Here is a 16974-nt window from a genome sequence, read left to right on the forward strand (position 1 = left end):
GCTTAGCGCGGGAACGCTGGCGGGTTCACACCGGCCATGTCTTCCATCACGCGAACAACCTGGCAGCTGTAACCGAACTCGTTGTCGTACCAGACGTACAGAACAACGCGGTTGTCCTGAACGATGGTCGCTTCAGCGTCGACCACACCGGCGTGACGCGAACCCACGAAGTCAGTGGACACCACTTCCTGCGAATTGACGAAGTCGATTTGCTTGTGCAGATCGGAGTGCAGCGCCATGTAGCGCAGGTACTCGTTCATCTCTTCACGGGTAGCGGCTTTCTCAAGGTTCAGGTTGAGAATGGCCATCGACACGTTTGGCGTCGGAACACGGATCGCGTTACCGGTCAGCTTGCCGGCCAGTTCAGGCAGGGCCTTGGCAGCAGCGGTGGCAGCACCGGTCTCGGTGATGACCATGTTCAGCGCAGCGGAACGACCACGGCGATCGCCCTTGTGGAAGTTGTCGATCAGGTTCTGGTCGTTGGTGTACGAGTGAACGGTTTCGACGTGACCGTTGATGATGCCGAACTTGTCATTCACAGCCTTCAGCACCGGCACGATGGCGTTGGTGGTGCAGGAAGCGGCGGACACGATCTTGTCGTCAGCGGTGATTTCACCGTGGTTGATGCCGTGAACAATGTTCTTCAGCTTGCCTTTGCCAGGCGCGGTCAGAACAACGCGGTCGATGCCCGGGCACGCCAGGTGTTGACCCAGGCCATCAGCGTCACGCCACACACCGGTGTTGTCCACCAGCAGCGCGTCTTTGATGCCGTACTGGGTGTAATCCACCTCGGTCGGGTTCTTCGCGTAGATCACCTGGATCAGGTTACCGTTGGCGGTGATGGTGTTGTTTTCTTCGTCGATGGTGATGGTGCCGTTGAACGAACCATGTACCGAATCGCGACGCAGCAGGCTGGCGCGCTTGGTCAGGTCGTTGTCGGCGCCTTTACGCACCACGATGGCACGCAGACGCAGACCGTCGCCACCACCGGTTTTCTCGATCAGGATGCGCGCCAGCAGACGGCCGATACGACCGAAGCCGTACAGCACAACGTCGGTGCCTTTACGTGCGGAAGCGTTTTGCTGGCCAACCACGTCAGCCATTTCTTCACGAACGAACTGCTCGGCGCTGCGGCCGTTGCCCTCGTTGCGGAATTTGAACGCCAACTTGCCCAGATCTACCGAAGCCGCGCCGAGCTTGAGCTCGCTCATGGCTTTGAGCAGTGGGAATGTTTCGTGGACGGAGAGTTCGCTGTCGTCGGAAGAACGGTGGCGAGCAAAGCGGTGAGCTTTGAGAATCGCGATGACAGACTGGTTGATCAGGCTGCGGCCATAGATCGAGCTCACCACGTTGTTATTGCGGTAGAGCTGACCGATAAGCGGAATCATCGCTTCTGCGAGTGCTTCACGGTCGATCCATTCACCAAGACACTGGTCGGGCTTCTGAGTCACGGTAACCTTCCACATGTAGGGGCAGAAAAAAGGGGCTACATTATGCCGCCGACAACCTCATTCAGCAATGCGCGCCTGTCGCGAAATCGGTAACAAAATTCCGTTCAAAAAAATTACGCCCCGCGCCAGCCCAGTAAAACCGGGGCTTTCAGCGCAGTCAATTTTTCGACGACTGTTAGACGATGTCTGTAACCCTCCGTAACACCACCCCGTTTCGGCACTACATAACCACTGAAAAAGTGCTCTTTTTTATGGTTACCACTACATTTCGACGAAACAGCGAAGATAGACGCAGTCTGCAACTGACAGGCAGCATCGGACGCCGCTACAATTACCGACTTTGTCGCAACGCCTGGAGCTCAACCTTCCGTGCCTGTCCTGCGTCTACCGCTTCTCCCTGCCGAGGCAGGTAAACAGCACTGGGGCAATCTGCCCGGTGCCGCACTGAGCCTGGCGATTGCCGAGGCTGCCAGCGCTGCCAAGCGCTTCACCCTGCTACTGACCGCCGACAGCCAGAGTGCCGAACGGCTGGAACAGGAGCTGAGTTTCTTCGCCCCGGATTTGCCCGTTCTGCATTTCCCCGACTGGGAAACCCTGCCGTACGACCTGTTCTCGCCGCACCAGGACATCATTTCCCAGCGCATCGCCAGCTTATACAGGCTGCCGGAACTGGCGCATGGCGTGCTGGTGGTGCCGATCACCACGGCCCTGCATCGGCTGGCGCCGACCAAGTTCCTGCTCGGCAGCAGCCTGGTGCTGGATGTCGGGCAGAAGCTCGATGTCGAGCAGATGCGCTCGCGGCTCGAAGCCAGCGGCTATCGCTACGTCGACACGGTCTACGAGCACGGCGAATTCACCGTGCGTGGCGCGCTGATCGATCTGTTCCCGATGGGCAGCAAGCTGCCGTACCGCATCGATCTGTTCGATGACGAAATCGAAACCCTGCGCACCTTCGACCCGGAAAACCAGCGTTCCATCGACAAGGTCGATTCGGTCAAGCTGCTGCCGGCGCGTGAATTCCCGCTACAGAAAGATGCGGTGACCCGCTTCAAGGCGCGTTTCCGCGAGCGGTTCGATGTCGACTTCCGTCGCTGCCCGATCTTTCAGGATCTGAGCAGCGGGATTACCCCGGCCGGTATCGAGTACTACCTGCCGCTGTTCTTCGACGAAACCTCGACCCTGTTCGATTACCTGCCCCAAGACACGCAAGTGTTCTCGCTGCCGGGCATCGAGCAAGCGGCAGAGAATTTCTGGAACGACGTGCGCAATCGCTATGAAGAGCGCCGCGTCGATCCATCGCGTCCTTTATTGCCACCGGCTGAACTGTTCCTGCCAGTGGAAGACTGCTTCGCTCGCCTCAAGAGCTGGCCACGCGTGGTCGCCAGTCAGCAAGACGTGGAAACCGGCGTCGGCCGCGAACGCTTCCCGGCTCAGGCGCTGCCGAATCTGGCCATCGAAGCCAAAGCCACACAACCGTTGGCGGCACTGTCGACCTTCCTCGACGAATTCCCCGGACGCGTGCTGTTCACCGCCGAATCCGCCGGCCGTCGCGAAGTGCTGCTGGAGTTGCTCGAACGTCTGAAGCTGCGGCCGAAAACCGTCGACAGCTGGCCGGACTTCGTCGCGAGCAAGGATCGCCTGGCGATCACCATTGCTCCGCTCGACGAAGGCCTGATGCTGGATGACCCGGCGCTGGCACTGGTCGCGGAAAGCCCGCTGTTCGGTCAGCGCGTCATGCAACGTCGCCGCCGCGAGAAGCGCGCCGACGGCAACAATGACGCCGTCATCAAGAACCTCACCGAGCTGCGCGAAGGTGCGCCGGTGGTACACATCGACCACGGTGTCGGCCGCTATCTGGGACTGACGATTCTGGAAATCGACAATCAGGCTGCCGAGTTCCTAACCCTCGAATACGCCGAGAACGCCAAGCTTTACGTGCCGGTGGCTAACCTGCACCTCATCGCCCGTTACACCGGCAGCGACGATTCCCTGGCCCCGCTGCACCGTCTCGGCTCCGAGACGTGGCAGAAAGCCAAGCGCAAGGCCGCCGAACAGGTGCGCGACGTCGCCGCCGAACTGCTCGACATCTATGCCCGTCGCGCCGCGCGCGAAGGTTATGCGTTTGCTGATCCAAAAGCCGATTACGCGACGTTCAGCGCTGGCTTCCCGTTCGAAGAAACCCCGGACCAGCAATCGACCATCGAAGCCGTACGCGAAGACATGCTCGCGCCGAAACCGATGGATCGACTGGTCTGCGGCGACGTCGGTTTCGGCAAGACCGAAGTGGCCATGCGCGCCGCGTTCATCGCTGTGCATGGTGGTCGCCAAGTGGCGATTCTGGTGCCGACCACCCTGCTCGCCCAGCAGCACTACAACAGCTTCCGCGACCGCTTCGCCGACTGGCCGGTGACCGTGGAAGTGATGAGCCGCTTCAAATCGACCAAAGAAGTGAATGCTGCAATCGCCGATCTGGCGGAAGGCAAGATCGACATTGTCATCGGCACGCACAAGCTGCTGTCCGACGATGTGAAGATCAAAAACCTCGGGCTGGTGATCATCGACGAAGAACACCGCTTTGGTGTCCGTCAGAAAGAACAGCTCAAGGCCCTGCGCAGCGAAGTCGACATCCTCACCCTGACCGCGACGCCGATTCCGCGCACGCTGAACATGGCGGTGTCGGGCATGCGCGACCTGTCGATCATCGCCACGCCGCCGGCCCGACGTCTGTCGGTGCGCACCTTCGTCATGGAGCAAAACAAAAGCACGGTCAAAGAGGCCCTGCTGCGTGAACTGCTGCGCGGCGGTCAGGTGTATTACCTGCACAACGATGTGAAGACCATCGAGAAATGCGCCGCTGACCTGGCCGAACTGGTGCCGGAAGCACGGATCGGTATCGGTCACGGGCAGATGCGTGAGCGCGAACTCGAACAGGTGATGAGCGACTTCTATCACAAGCGCTTCAACGTGCTGATCGCTTCGACCATCATCGAGACCGGCATCGACGTGCCAAGCGCCAACACCATCATCATCGAGCGCGCCGACAAGTTCGGCCTGGCACAACTGCACCAGTTGCGCGGTCGCGTGGGACGTAGTCACCACCAGGCTTACGCGTACTTGCTGACGCCGCCGCGCCAGCAAATCACTTCGGACGCGGAAAAGCGTCTGGAGGCGATTGCCAATACCCAGGATCTCGGCGCCGGTTTCGTCCTGGCCACCAACGATCTGGAAATCCGTGGCGCGGGTGAACTGCTTGGCGATGGCCAGAGCGGCCAGATTCAAGCCGTCGGCTTCACGCTGTACATGGAAATGCTCGAACGCGCGGTGAAGTCGATCCGCAAGGGCGAACAGCCTAACCTCGATCAACCGCTCGGTGGCGGCCCAGAGGTCAACCTGCGCGTACCGGCGCTGATTCCGGAAGATTATCTGCCGGACGTTCACGCCCGCCTGATCCTTTACAAGCGCATCGCTTCGGCCACCGACGAGGAAGGCCTGAAGGATCTGCAAGTGGAGATGATCGACCGCTTCGGCCTGCTGCCGGAACCGACCAAGAATCTGGTGCGCATCACAGCCTTGAAATTGCAGGCCGAGCAATTGGGGATCAAGAAGGTCGACGGTGGCCCGCAGGGTGGCCGTATCGAGTTCGCCGCGCAGACGCCGGTCGATCCGATGACCTTGATCAAACTGATCCAGAGTCAGCCAAAACGCTACAAATTTGAAGGTGCCACGATGTTCAAGTTCCAGGTGCCAATGGAGCGCCCGGAAGAGCGCTTTAATACTGTAGAGGCGCTGTTCGAGCGCCTCATCCCGAAAACTGCTTGAAGGACGCCGCATGCGCCTGTTTCGCTCACTGACTTTGCTACTGACCTTGGTAGCACCGACGGCATTTGCCGATGACACCTATATGGTCGAAATGATTCTGGTGCGCCAGAACGCGGTTCCGGCCATTGTCAGCCGCGCCGCGCCGGAAGACTGGGCCGCCGGCGCCCAGCGCCTGGGCGATGACAGCAAACGCACCCCTGCACTCGGCGACGTTGCCGGCAAACTCACCGCCAGCGGCGACTACACGGTATTGATGCACAAAGCCTGGCAGCAGACCCTTGGCGAGGCGCCGACCAAAGTGGCCGTCAGCGACGGTCAGGAGCAATTCGGCCAATTCCCGATCGAGGGCACGCTTGAGATGAAACTCGGGCGCTTCACCGACGTAACCGCCGATTTCTGGGTCAACCAGATTGACGCCAACGGCCTGGTCACTGCCAGTGAGCGCCTGCGGCAGGACAGCCACACCAAAAACGGCCAACTCAACTATCTCGACAACGGCCACCTGGCCCTGCTGATCAAGATCACTTCCCTGACGGCGCCGGCGCCACGGGAAGCGCCTGAAGCCATCCCGGACTGATTGAAGTCCTTATGTCCGCGCCCCTGAGTAAACCGTTGGCACCCTCCTGGGTCAGCCGATTCAAGGAACAGAGCCTGGAGCGTGGCCGCCGCTACGCCCTGGAGAATCGGGTACGCATCGCCCAGGTCGGCGATGCGACCATCACCGCCAGTTGCGAAGGCTCCGGCGGTAACGTCTACCGGCAGACCATTCACCTGCGCGAGTCGGCCAAAGGCACCTTGCTGCTGGTCGATGCCGCGTGCACCTGCCCGGTTCGCACCAACTGCAAACACTGCGCCGCGGTACTGCTGCAAATCCAGGAAACCCTCGAGTATCCCGCGGCTGCCAAAGACGCCGAACTGCTGGAAAAACTTCAGGCCGTGCTGGAAAACCGCGGCCCGAAAGCGCCGCCGCAAGTGTTGGTCGACAACGTGCAGCCGGTGCCGCGCCTGTGGCTGGCCAGCGTTGAGTTCAGCGCCTTCGAGCCGCGCAACGGCAAGATGCAGCGCTACATTCAGCATCGCGCGGCATTGTCGTTCAGCTATCTGGATGAATACGTCAGCGGGCAGAAAAACAGCGACATCCTGATTCGTCAGGAAACCCAGACGCTGCGGATAAAACGTCACCCGGAAGTCGAACAGTCCTACCGCGAACAGCTAAGAATCCTCGGTTTTCGCATCGCCACTCGCCAAAGCAAAGCGCTGCCGGAAAGTGCCGGTGAACTGTATGAGATGGTCAATGACAGCGCGTGGCTGACCTTTACGCTCAACGATCTGCCGAAGCTGCGCACCCAGGGCTGGGAATTGCAGATCGACGAGGAGTTCGGCTTCGATCTGACCGCCGTCGATGACTGGTACGCCACGGTTGAGCAGGCGCCGGAGCGCGACTGGTTTGATCTGGAGCTGGGGATCATCGTCAACGGTGAACGCCTGAGCCTGCTGCCGATCCTGCTCAATCTGATGCGCTCGCACACTGAAATCCTCAACCCGGAACGCCTCGCGCGCCGGCGCGATGACGAGCTGATTCTGGTCAATATTCCGCAGCGCAACACCGAGCACGGGCCCTTGCAGGTCGCGCTGCCGCTGGGCCGATTGAAACCGGTACTGACGACCCTTGGCGCGTTCTATTTGCAGGAGCCCGGGGAAACCACCCTGCGCCTGAGCAAGGCCGACGCCACACGCCTGAATTCGCTGGAAGACATTCCGCTGCTTTGGGAGGGCGGCGAGCAGATTCGCAGCTTCGCTCAACGCCTGCGTGACATTCGCGAATTCAGCGTAGACGCGCCCGAAGGCCTGAATGCGACGCTGCGCCCCTATCAGCTCGAAGGCATGAGCTGGATGCAATCGCTGCGGCAACTGGAAGTCGGTGGGATTCTCGCGGACGACATGGGCCTGGGTAAAACCCTACAGACACTGGCGCATATTCTTAGCGAGAAGAACGCTGGACGTCTGGACCGGCCGTGCATGGTGGTGATGCCTACCAGTCTGATTCCGAACTGGCTCGATGAAGCGGCGCATTTTACGCCGCAACTGAAAGTCGTGGCGCTGTATGGCGCCAGCCGCAAGAAACACTTCGAGCATCTGGCCGACTTCGACCTGATTCTCACCACCTACGCGCTGCTGCCCAAGGATGTCGAGATCCTGGCCAAACAGCCGCTGCATGTGCTGGTGCTGGATGAAGCGCAGTACATCAAGAACCCGAACAGCAAAGCCGCTCAAGCGGCCCGCGACTTGAATGCGCGCCAACGCCTGTGCCTGAGTGGTACGCCACTGGAAAACCACCTCGGCGAACTCTGGTCGCTGTTCCACTTTCTGCTGCCGGGCTGGCTCGGCGACGTGAAAAGCTTCAACGCCGATTACCGCGTGCCGATCGAAAAGCGCGGCAGTGAAGTCAGACTCCAGCACCTCAACGGTCGGATAAAACCGTTTCTGCTGCGCCGCACCAAGGAACAGGTCGCCACTGAACTGCCGCCCAAGACTGAAATTATCCATTGGGTCGATCTCAACGAAGCACAGCGCGACGTGTACGAAACCATGCGCCTGGCCATGGACAAGAAAGTCCGCGACGAGATCACCCGCAAAGGGGTGGCGCGCAGCCAGATCATCATTCTTGAAGCGTTGCTCAAGTTACGGCAGGTCTGCTGCGATCTGCGCCTGGTCAACGACGCCCCCCTGCCCGCTCGCGGCAGCACGTCGGGCAAACTCGATAGCCTGATGGAAATGCTTGAAGAGTTGTTCGAGGAAGGTCGACGGATTCTGCTGTTCTCACAGTTCACCTCGATGCTGTCACTGATCGAAGAAGAGCTGAAAAAACGCGATATCTCTTACGCTTTGCTGACCGGGCAGACCCGCGATCGACGCACGCCGGTGAAGGAATTCCAGAGCGGCAAGCGTCAGATCTTTCTGATCAGTCTGAAGGCTGGCGGCGTAGGTCTGAACCTGACCGAAGCGGACACGGTGATTCACTACGACCCGTGGTGGAACCCGGCGACCGAGAATCAAGCGACTGACCGCGCGTATCGGATCGGCCAGGAGAAACCGGTGTTCGTTTACAAGATGATTGCCAGGGGCACGGTGGAAGAGAAGATTCAGCACCTGCAAAAGGAAAAATCCGACTTGGCGGCGGGCGTCCTCGACGGACGCAAGGCTGGCGACTGGAAATTGCAGAACGACGATATTGAAGCGTTGTTTGCGCCGTTGCCGGATAAGCTCGAGAAGCGTTGAAATATTTGTCGTGTGTTAACCAGCTTTCGCGAGCAGGCTCGCTCCCACACTGGATCTGTGGCATTCACCAATCCAGTGTTCACAGGGATCTTGTGAATCACACAAATCTAATGTGGGAGCGAGCCTGCTCGCGAATGGCTCACCTCGGTCTAACGGTTAAAACCCAGGCTCAACCCTTGGAAACGGGCAACGGCGCAAATAGCGCCTCAATGTCACTCTGCTCCAGCTTCCAGCCACCCGTCGTCCCGCCCTCAAGCACCGCACCGGCCAACGCCGCTTTCTCTTGTTGCAGCGCCTGTATTTTTTCCTCCACCGTGCCGCGAGCGATCAGCTTGTAAACGAACACCGGGTTGTTTTGCCCGATTCGATACGCACGATCAGTGGCCTGATTTTCCACCGCCGGGTTCCACCAAGGGTCGAAGTGAATCACCGTATCCGCAGCGGTCAGGTTCAAACCGGTACCCCCGGCCTTCAGACTGATCAGAAACAGCGGCACCTTGCCGCCCTGAAAATCCTTCACCGGCGTGCGTCGATCCGTGGTTTCACCGGTCAGCAGCGAATAGGCAATGTCACGCCGCTGCAATTCTTCCTCGATCAAGGCAAGCATCGAAGTGAACTGCGAAAAAAGCAGAATCCTGCGACCTTCGCCGAGCAGCTCTTCGAGCATCTCCATCAAGCTGACCAGCTTGCCACTGCCGGAGCGCAGCGCCTTCGCTGTCAGCGGCATCTTGATCAAGCGCAAGTCGCAACAGACCTGACGCAGCTTGAGCAAGGCATCGAGAATGATGATCTGACTGCGCGCCACGCCACTGCGGGCAATTTCGTCGCGGACTTTTTTGTCCATCGCCACGCGCACCGTTTCATAGACATCACGCTGGCCGTCGCTGAGATCAACCCAATGGACAATTTCGGTTTTCGGCGGCAGTTCGGTGGCCACCTGATCCTTTTTGCGGCGCAGCAAAAACGGCTTGATGCGCGCTGTCAGGTGCTGCATACGCTGAACATTGCCGTGCTTTTCGATTGGCGTGCGGTAATCGCGATTGAAGGACTTGCTGTCGCCAAGCCAACCGGGCATGAGGAAATGAAACTGCGACCAAAGCTCGCCCAAGTGGTTTTCCAATGGCGTGCCGCTCAGGCACAAGCGCTGGCGGGCCTGCAGGTCACGGGCCGCTTGCGCCGCTTTGCTGATCGGGTTTTTGATGTTCTGCGCTTCGTCGAGAATCAGTACGCTCCACAGCTGCGGCTGCAGGACCTCCAGATCTCTCGGCAGCAAGGCGTAAGTTGTCAGCACCAGATCGTATTCAGCCAGATCAGCGAAATCCTTTTGCCGCCCCGTGCCGTGCAACGCCAATACTTTCAACTGGGGGGTGAAACGCTCGGCCTCGTCGAGCCAGTTGGGAATAAGGCTGGTCGGCATCACCGCCAGAGCCGGGCAATCGAGGCGACCGGCGTGTTTTTCCGTGAGCAGATGCGCCAAGGTTTGCAGCGTTTTGCCCAGCCCCATGTCATCGCCCAGAATGCCGCCGACCTCAAGCTCGCGCAGGGTCTGCATCCAGTTCAGGCCTTCGAGCTGATAGGGGCGCAGTTGCGCGTTAAGGCCGGCCGGCGCAACGACCTGGGTGTGAATGGAATTCTGCAAGCGCTTGGCGAAGGTGCGTAGCCGCTCGCCCCCCTGCCAATCCAGCGGCACGCCATCGAGCATACTCAAGCGCGCGGCATCCGGGACACTCAAGCGCAGTGCATCGCCCTGATGACCGCCCAGGTACAACTCGCCCAGCGTGGCCATCAGCGGCTTGACCCGACTCAGCGGCAGCGCGACCCTGGCACCCGAAGGGTCGCCAAAACCGCTGGATTTCAGTTCGATCAGGAGTTTTTCGTCATCGCTGCGTTGTGCCAGATTGACCGGGTCAAGCAAGCGCGGCTGGGTGCGCAACAAGTGCAGAAGTATTGGTAGCAAACTATAGCGCTGGCCATTGACGACGATACCCAACTGCAAATCAAACCACTGATGCCCGGCCTCTTCTTCGACCTCGGCGTACCAATGCTCAACCGGTTGCACATTGAAATGAAAGCCGGGACTCATCTCCACTTCCCAGTTCGAGGCGCGCAACGTGGCAAGCCCTTCGTGCATAAACCCGAGCCAGGCGGAATCATCTGGCAACGTGAACATCTCGCCGGGACGATCCAGCGAGCTCTTGCGCGTGGCTTTCTTGAAGCCGAGCTTTTGCAGGATCTGGCGCAGTTTCTTTTCCACCGCAGGCTGGCGTTGAATGCGCTGGGTTTCGGTACCGTTGAGGATCATCACTTCCGGGTTGCGATCCACCGTCGGCTGGCCGTTGTAGGTAAACACCAGTGCGGCGCGGTGCTCAAGAATGTATTCCCAGCGCGAGCGCTCCCAACCACTGACGAGGGTCAGTTGTGGCTGCGGAAGTACGTCGTCGATGACTCGTTCGGTCAGTTGGTGGGGCGGCGGGATTCTCGTTGCCGCGCTCATGCGATGGCTGAACTGCATCGCCTGACGCGCCGGAATGTCCGGCGCCAGAGTCAAATGGCTTGCCAGTTTTTCTTCCAGATCATTGAACAGAGGGCCAATCTGCCGCTGTTCACGATCCAGGTAATAAAGCGGCTCCAGCGCCAGCACGGTTTCCTGCGCAGCCTCGGCACTGCCCCACTGCGCACGGAAACCGCCGTCGGCCTGTTCGGCCCAGGCGAACTGGCCGATGCGCTTCGCGCCCGGCACCAACGGTCGCAGATCCTCGAAATCGAGGAACAGCCGCGAGGTGCGCAGGAGCATTTCCAGCAATTCGGCACCGCTGCTGCCTTCCAGCGGATAGCCGCTGTAATAGGCGTGGTGAGAGTGCATGGCAACCAGCAGCCTGGCAACGCGCAGATCCAGCTCGGACAGGTAGCCGGGCTGACGCATGAGCATTTCCGCTAGCGAATACATCGGTTTGACTTCGCGTAACTCGCCGCTCTTGAGCTGGGAGACCCTGAAAATATCGAGCAGCCACTTGCCGCTCACTGACGTTGGCTTGAGCTTGTAAAACAGGCGCGGGCCTGCGGTTTGCGCGCCTTCTTCGGCGGGCTTGTTCGGCACGGGAATGGTCGAAAGCCAATGCTCCAGCGCCCGCCCCAAAGGGATCTGTGCGTCACTTTCAGACGCATCATCAGCACTGCCCTGCAGATGATAGAGCACCGCAGCGCAGTGCTTGCAGTCGATTACGACAGGACAGCTGCACAGGCAACGCAAGTTGACGGAACCCAGCCGATCTTCGGACAAGTAAATGCTTTGTTCATACGCCTGACTTTCAGAACCGACGCAGAACGCCTCGATCTTTTTGTCATTGATCTCGATGATCTCTACACGATCATCGGCGGCATAAGCGCGAGCCTTGGCCAGGGCCTTGCTACTGAATGCCTGAGTCCAGGCCAACGACTTGAGCCGTTCGATGAGAATGCTCATGGGCAGTCCTTCAGCCGGCCAACACCCGCGCCAATGCCGATTTCACCTTCCCCATCCCGTCATGCAACGCCTGCTCGATCTCGGCCATGGTGATCACTTCAGTGGTCTTGCCCGCCGCTGGATTCACCACCAGCGCCAGACAGGCATAATCCAGATCCAGCTCGCGGGCCAGCGCCGCTTCCGGCATGCCGGTCATGCCGACGATGTCGCAACCATCACGCTCCAGACGCACGATCTCGGCGACCGTTTCCAGACGCGGGCCTTGGGTGCAGGCGTAGACGCCCTGATCGCTGTACTCGCAACCTTGCGCAGCCACGGCAGCAATCAGTTGCTGACGCAACGGCTCGCTGTAGGGAAAGCTGAAGTCGATGTGGGTGACATGCTCCAGATCATCGGCGAAATAGGTGTGCTCACGCCCACTGGTGTAATCGACGATCTGATGCGGCACGCAGAAATGCCCGGTGCCCATCGCCGGATGAATACCACCCACAGCGTTGACCGCGATGATCGCTTCGGCACCGGCCTGCTTCAACGCCCATAGATTGGCGCGGTAATTGACCTTGTGCGGCGGGAAACGATGTGGATGGCCGTGACGGGCGAGGAACAGTACTTCCTTGCCTGCGTATTCGCCGATTTGCACCTCGGCCGATGGCGCGCCGTAAGGAGTGTCCACCGCCAGCGATTGGCGAATGCTCAGGCCTTCGAGCTGGGTCAGACCGGTGCCACCGATGATTGCGTAAACCGTCATAACGAAAAATCCTTAATCGATCAGTTGAGCGTCTTTGAGCGCGCCGATGGCGGTGAGCCAGCGCGGATCCTGACGGTAGTCGGTGCTGGCGAACGCCTGACCGCGCATACGCGCGATGCGGGCGGACGGTTTGACCTTCATGCGCTGTGCGGCACTCAGGGCCAGCTCAGCCGCAGCACGATCGTTGCACACGAGCCCCATGTCACAACCGGCAGAGAGAGCGGCCTCGATGCGGCTGGCGGCATCGCCGACCACATGGGCGCCAGCCATCGACAGGTCGTCACTAAAGATCACACCGTCGAACTGCAACTCGCCGCGCAGGATGTCCTGCAACCAGCGGCGGGAGAAACCGGCAGGCTGTGAATCGACTTGCGGATAGATGACATGAGCCGGCATGACCGCAGCCAGTTGCTTGCTGAGTCTGGCGAATGGAACCAGGTCGTTGGCGCGAATCTCATCGAGGCTGCGTTCGTCGTTGGGTATCGCGACGTGGGAATCCGCTTCTGCCCAGCCGTGGCCGGGGAAATGCTTGCCAGTGGCAGCCATGCCCGCACTGTTCATGCCGCGAATGAATGCGCCGGCGAGTAATGCCGCGCGCTCGGGATCACCTTCAAACGAGCGAGTGCCGACCACGGCGCTGCGCTGGTAATCCAGATCGAGCACCGGGGCGAAACTCAGGTCTAGACCGACCGCCAGCACTTCGGTGGCCATGATCCAGCCGCATTGCTCGGCCAGGTATTCAGCGTTCGGATTGTCAGCAATCGCGCGCATGGCCGGCAGCCGTACGAAGCCCTGACGCAGACGCTGTACGCGACCACCCTCTTGATCCACCGCCAGCAGCAGATCCGGACGAATTGCGCGGATCGCCGCGCTCAATTCACGCACCTGGCGCGGATGCTCGATATTGCGCGCGAAAATGATCAGGCCACCCACTTCGGGCTGACGCAACAATTGGCGATCTTCGGCCGTCAGCCAGGTACCGGCGACGTCCACCATCAACGAGCCTTGCAGGTCAGCAGTCATAAAGATTCCTTGAAAACGAAAACCCGTTGCACACGAAATCGCTACCGAGGGCAGTGCCCGGCAGGTCGGCGATATCGATTGAGAACGGGTTCAAAACGAGAGTCGGCATGGGCGGCTAGCTTAGCGGATACAAGCTGCCGCGCCCACCCGTGCGCGGTTAAACCTTGGCGGCGACCGGCGTTGATTTGCTGCGCGGGCGCAGTTGCGCGGTGGCCATGGCAGCATCGGTGACACCGGTCTCGGCGCGCATGCCAGCAGCGAGGAACGGCACCATCAGGCGCATGACCTGCTCAATGGAAGTATTGACGCCGAAATCAGTCTCGGCGATAGCGCGCAAAGCCTTGATTCCGGACATGCTGAATGCAGCAGCACCAAGCATGAAGTGCACGCGCCAGAACAACTCGATGGGTGGAATACGCGGCGCGGCTTCGTTGACCAGCAACATGTAGCGACGGAATACCTTGCCGTACATGTCTTCCAGATAACGGCGCAAGTGGCCTTGGCTCTGGCTGAACGCGAGGCCGAGCAAACGCATGAAAATCGACAGATCGTTGCCGCTGCGGGGCTGCACCACGAGGGCTTGCTCGACGAGGATTTCCAACAGCTCTTCGAGGGTCGGCTTGTTCTCAGGCTTGGCCTGACGGCGCTCCAGCTCTTTATCGAGGCTGAGGCAGAATGGCCCGAGGAAGCGCGAGAAAACCGCCTGTATCAGAGCCTTCTTAGAACCGAAGTGATAGTTCACTGCTGCCAGGTTGACGCCAGCCTTGCTGGTGATCAAACGCAATGAGGTTTCCGCAAAACCTTTCTCCGCGAACAGCTGCTCGGCAGCATCAAGAATGCGTTCAACGGTTTCCGACTGGGCCATGGCTACTCCGCCTGACAAACACTTGTTTGAAACATACGTTTCAGCCTGTGCCTTGTCAAGCCTGCCAGTTCGTTTTGGGAATGGTCGGTCAGCTATTTAACCACACAAGGCGGCCGCATTAATAAACACCCCTGCCGACCGTCCGGCGGGCTGCAAAAAAACGGGCATTGCCAAGACCGCTTCACTGTATATAATCCCAGTCACTGTATAAAAAGACAGAGCGATCAATATGCTAAAGCTGACGCCACGCCAAGCCGAGATTCTGGCCTTTATCAAACGTTGCCTCGAAGACAACGGCTACCCGCCAACCCGTGCGGAAATCGCTCAGGAACTGGGTTTCAAATCGCCCAATGCGGCGGAAGAACATCTCAAGGCACTGGCCCGCAAAGGCGCCATCGAGATGACCCCTGGCGCTTCCCGAGGCATTCGCATCCCCGGATTCGAGGCCAAGGCCGACGACTCCACCTTACCGATTATTGGCCGGGTTGCTGCCGGTGCACCGATCCTGGCCCAGCAGCACATCGAAGAATCCTGCAACATCAATCCGACTTTCTTCCACCCGCGCGCCGACTATCTGCTGCGCGTGCACGGCATGAGCATGAAGGACATCGGCATTTTCGACGGCGACCTTCTGGCAGTCCACACCACTCGCGAAGCGCGTAATGGCCAGGTTGTCGTCGCCCGCATCGGCGAGGAAGTGACCGTCAAACGCTTCAAGCGTGAAGGCAGCAAGGTCTGGCTGATTGCCGAAAATCCTGAGTTCGCCCCTATCGAAGTCGACCTGAAAGATCAGGAACTGGTTATCGAAGGCTTGAGTGTCGGCGTCATCCGCCGCTAAAGGAGGCTTTATGCAGTTCCCACACACACCTCAGCAAACACAACTGCCTTTATTCGAAGCGTTTCTGGCGCAACCGATGGCGCCGACCCTGAAAGACGTGGTCGAACGCCCGTGGAATGCCGAGCCCGAAGTATTCAGTGAGCTGTCACTGCGTGGTGCGGCAGGGAACTGCCTGAACCTGCTGGCCCCGATTCTGCGCGAATTGAGCGATGATCAGGACGCACGCTGGCTGACGCTGATCGCCCCACCGGCCAGCCTGACCCAAACATGGCTGCGAGATGCAGGCCTGAATCGCGAGCGCATTCTGTTGCTGCAACCGAGGGGCACTCAAAGCGCTCAACAACTGGCATGCGAAGCGTTGCGTCTGGGTCGCAGCCACACCGTCGTCACCTGGCTTAATCCGCTGAACACAAGTTCACGGCAGCAGTTGATCAGCGCTGCACGCACGGGTGACGCTCAGAGCCTGAACATTCGATTGGGTTGATGTTCTTGTAACACGCGCGGCGTGAAGCGCCAGGCTTCTCCAAGGACAGAGAAGCCGATCTGAAGCGGTATTGGCTGACGCCGACAAGCGGGGATCAATGAAGAACCTGCGGCCCCTCGTCCTTGTCAAACTCGCCTTCAACCATACGACCGGCCATCTGAACACCGACGCTCAACATCGCTTTGGCGATTTCTACATGCTGGCCTTGCAGGAACGCCTTGGCATCCTCGGAGAAATCCAGCGTCACCAGAGAACCCTCGTCCTCAGCCCTGCGCAGCTCGATACGGCCGTCTGGTAACTCGACAATTTCTAGAAAGGACGTTGGCATATAGGTCTGTTCTCCACGAAAGGCAGGCATTATATAGACATCATTCAGGCTTCGCTTGGGATCTTGACCAGCAGCATGTTTCAGATTGCCACCGTGTCAATCACCATCAGCACTCATTCAAGCCTTCGCGAAAACGCAGCGCCAGACCTTTGAGGTTCTGCCGCCAACTCTCCAACTCCTCTCGACTCAACTCCTCTGACGCCTCTTCCTCGTCAAGATTCACCGCCAGAATCAACGGCTGGGTTACATCTCCTTTGGGCTTGTGCGGGACGCGCGGTGGTTGAAACAGCGCCGAATGCGCCGCTAGCAGTTTCGCCAGCCACGTTTCAGAGTTACCCGCCAGCTCGATCATTTCGGCCAACTCGGGAATGGCGATCGACTCCAGCACTTCGCGCGTCAGCAACATCTCTGCCCTAGGCGCATTGGCCTGCGGCAAACGGTAGAACCCGGCTATCTCATGACACAGCCCCAACAGAGCACCATAGAGATGAAACAAAGCCGATTCACGCCCAGCCTGAATCAGCGCCAGAGAATTCATCGCCCGCCCTTCTTCAGCTCGAGCCAGGGCTTCCAGCGACAGGCCGGCGAAATAGATCTTCTGATTGGTACGGGTATAGAGTTCGTGGGCCATGACGGCAGTCTCCACAACGAAATAAATGCTTCAAACAGACCAGAC

General features: G+C 59.4%; 12 protein-coding genes. 5 read left to right on the forward strand and 7 right to left on the reverse strand.

Annotated features, from left to right (window positions below):
* Positions 1–2 precede the first annotated feature (2 nt).
* Positions 3–1466 (reverse strand): glyceraldehyde-3-phosphate dehydrogenase, encoded by a 1464-nt coding sequence (locus tag CKW18_RS12810; RefSeq protein WP_095189136.1) that lies wholly within the window; start codon positions 1464–1466, stop codon positions 3–5.
* Positions 1467–1820: 354 nt separating this feature from the next.
* On the opposite strand from CKW18_RS12810, the gene mfd reads away from it, so the two are divergent.
* Genes mfd through CKW18_RS12825 form a run of 3 tightly spaced genes read left to right on the forward strand, consistent with a single transcriptional unit; the run spans position 1821 to position 8549 of the window.
* The gene (gene mfd / locus CKW18_RS12815) at positions 1821–5270 is read left to right on the forward strand and encodes a transcription-repair coupling factor (protein WP_095189137.1); all 3450 of its coding nucleotides are present in this window, start codon (positions 1821–1823) and stop codon (positions 5268–5270) included.
* A 10-nt stretch (positions 5271–5280) separates the two neighbouring features.
* Positions 5281–5847 (forward strand): CsiV family protein, encoded by a 567-nt coding sequence (locus CKW18_RS12820; RefSeq protein ID WP_095189138.1) that lies wholly within the window; start codon positions 5281–5283, stop codon positions 5845–5847.
* 11 nt (positions 5848–5858) lie between these two features.
* A complete protein-coding gene (locus tag CKW18_RS12825; protein ID WP_095189139.1) occupies positions 5859–8549 on the forward strand; it encodes a DEAD/DEAH box helicase in 2691 nt (896 codons plus the stop codon).
* A gap of 169 nt (positions 8550–8718) precedes the next feature.
* Here CKW18_RS12825 and CKW18_RS12830 read toward each other — a convergent pair whose 3' ends face one another.
* The 4 genes from CKW18_RS12830 to CKW18_RS12845 all read right to left on the reverse strand — a co-directional run bounded on the left by CKW18_RS12830 (position 8719) and on the right by CKW18_RS12845 (position 14648).
* Positions 8719–12012, reverse strand: coding sequence for a DEAD/DEAH box helicase (locus CKW18_RS12830; RefSeq protein WP_095189140.1), 3294 nt, complete (start codon positions 12010–12012; stop codon positions 8719–8721).
* A gap of 10 nt (positions 12013–12022) precedes the next feature.
* Positions 12023–12760, reverse strand: a complete 738-nt coding sequence (locus tag CKW18_RS12835) for an S-methyl-5'-thioinosine phosphorylase (protein WP_095189141.1) — start codon at positions 12758–12760, stop codon at positions 12023–12025.
* Positions 12761–12772: 12 nt separating this feature from the next.
* A complete protein-coding gene (gene nagZ, locus CKW18_RS12840) occupies positions 12773–13771 on the reverse strand; it encodes a beta-N-acetylhexosaminidase (RefSeq protein ID WP_169844079.1) in 999 nt (332 codons plus the stop codon).
* A gap of 169 nt (positions 13772–13940) precedes the next feature.
* Positions 13941–14648, reverse strand: a complete 708-nt coding sequence (locus tag CKW18_RS12845; RefSeq protein ID WP_095189143.1) for a TetR/AcrR family transcriptional regulator — start codon at positions 14646–14648, stop codon at positions 13941–13943.
* Between the two features lie 229 nt (positions 14649–14877).
* On the opposite strand from CKW18_RS12845, the gene lexA reads away from it, so the two are divergent.
* The gene (gene lexA / locus CKW18_RS12850; RefSeq protein ID WP_095189144.1) at positions 14878–15486 is read left to right on the forward strand and encodes a transcriptional repressor LexA; all 609 of its coding nucleotides are present in this window, start codon (positions 14878–14880) and stop codon (positions 15484–15486) included.
* 10 nt (positions 15487–15496) lie between these two features.
* A complete protein-coding gene (gene sulA, locus CKW18_RS12855; protein ID WP_095189145.1) occupies positions 15497–15970 on the forward strand; it encodes an SOS-induced cell division inhibitor SulA in 474 nt (157 codons plus the stop codon).
* Between the two features lie 94 nt (positions 15971–16064).
* On the opposite strand, the gene CKW18_RS12860 is transcribed toward sulA, so the two are convergent.
* Together CKW18_RS12860 and CKW18_RS12865 are read right to left on the reverse strand one after the other, a co-directional pair.
* The gene (locus CKW18_RS12860; protein ID WP_095189173.1) at positions 16065–16298 is read right to left on the reverse strand and encodes a hypothetical protein; all 234 of its coding nucleotides are present in this window, start codon (positions 16296–16298) and stop codon (positions 16065–16067) included.
* A 106-nt stretch (positions 16299–16404) separates the two neighbouring features.
* Positions 16405–16929, reverse strand: coding sequence for a DUF6586 family protein (locus tag CKW18_RS12865; protein ID WP_095189146.1), 525 nt, complete (start codon positions 16927–16929; stop codon positions 16405–16407).
* Between the last annotated feature and the right edge of the window lie 45 nt (positions 16930–16974).

The sequence above is a fragment of the Pseudomonas sp. Irchel 3E19 genome, assembly GCF_900187585.1.
Lineage (GTDB): Bacteria > Pseudomonadota > Gammaproteobacteria > Pseudomonadales > Pseudomonadaceae > Aquipseudomonas > Aquipseudomonas baetica.

Coding starts and splice junctions, on each gene's coding strand:
- CKW18_RS12830 (WP_095189140.1), bottom strand. CDS start 12,012: ATGAGCATTCTCATCGAACGGCTCAAGTCGTTGGCCTGGACTCAGGCA.
- CKW18_RS12845 (WP_095189143.1), bottom strand. CDS start 14,648: ATGGCCCAGTCGGAAACCGTTGAACGCATTCTTGATGCTGCCGAGCAG.
- CKW18_RS12825 (WP_095189139.1), top strand. CDS start 5,859: ATGTCCGCGCCCCTGAGTAAACCGTTGGCACCCTCCTGGGTCAGCCGA.
- lexA (WP_095189144.1), top strand. CDS start 14,878: ATGCTAAAGCTGACGCCACGCCAAGCCGAGATTCTGGCCTTTATCAAA.
- CKW18_RS12810 (WP_095189136.1), bottom strand. CDS start 1,466: ATGTGGAAGGTTACCGTGACTCAGAAGCCCGACCAGTGTCTTGGTGAA.
- sulA (WP_095189145.1), top strand. CDS start 15,497: ATGCAGTTCCCACACACACCTCAGCAAACACAACTGCCTTTATTCGAA.
- CKW18_RS12865 (WP_095189146.1), bottom strand. CDS start 16,929: ATGGCCCACGAACTCTATACCCGTACCAATCAGAAGATCTATTTCGCC.
- CKW18_RS12820 (WP_095189138.1), top strand. CDS start 5,281: ATGCGCCTGTTTCGCTCACTGACTTTGCTACTGACCTTGGTAGCACCG.
- CKW18_RS12835 (WP_095189141.1), bottom strand. CDS start 12,760: ATGACGGTTTACGCAATCATCGGTGGCACCGGTCTGACCCAGCTCGAA.
- CKW18_RS12860 (WP_095189173.1), bottom strand. CDS start 16,298: ATGCCAACGTCCTTTCTAGAAATTGTCGAGTTACCAGACGGCCGTATC.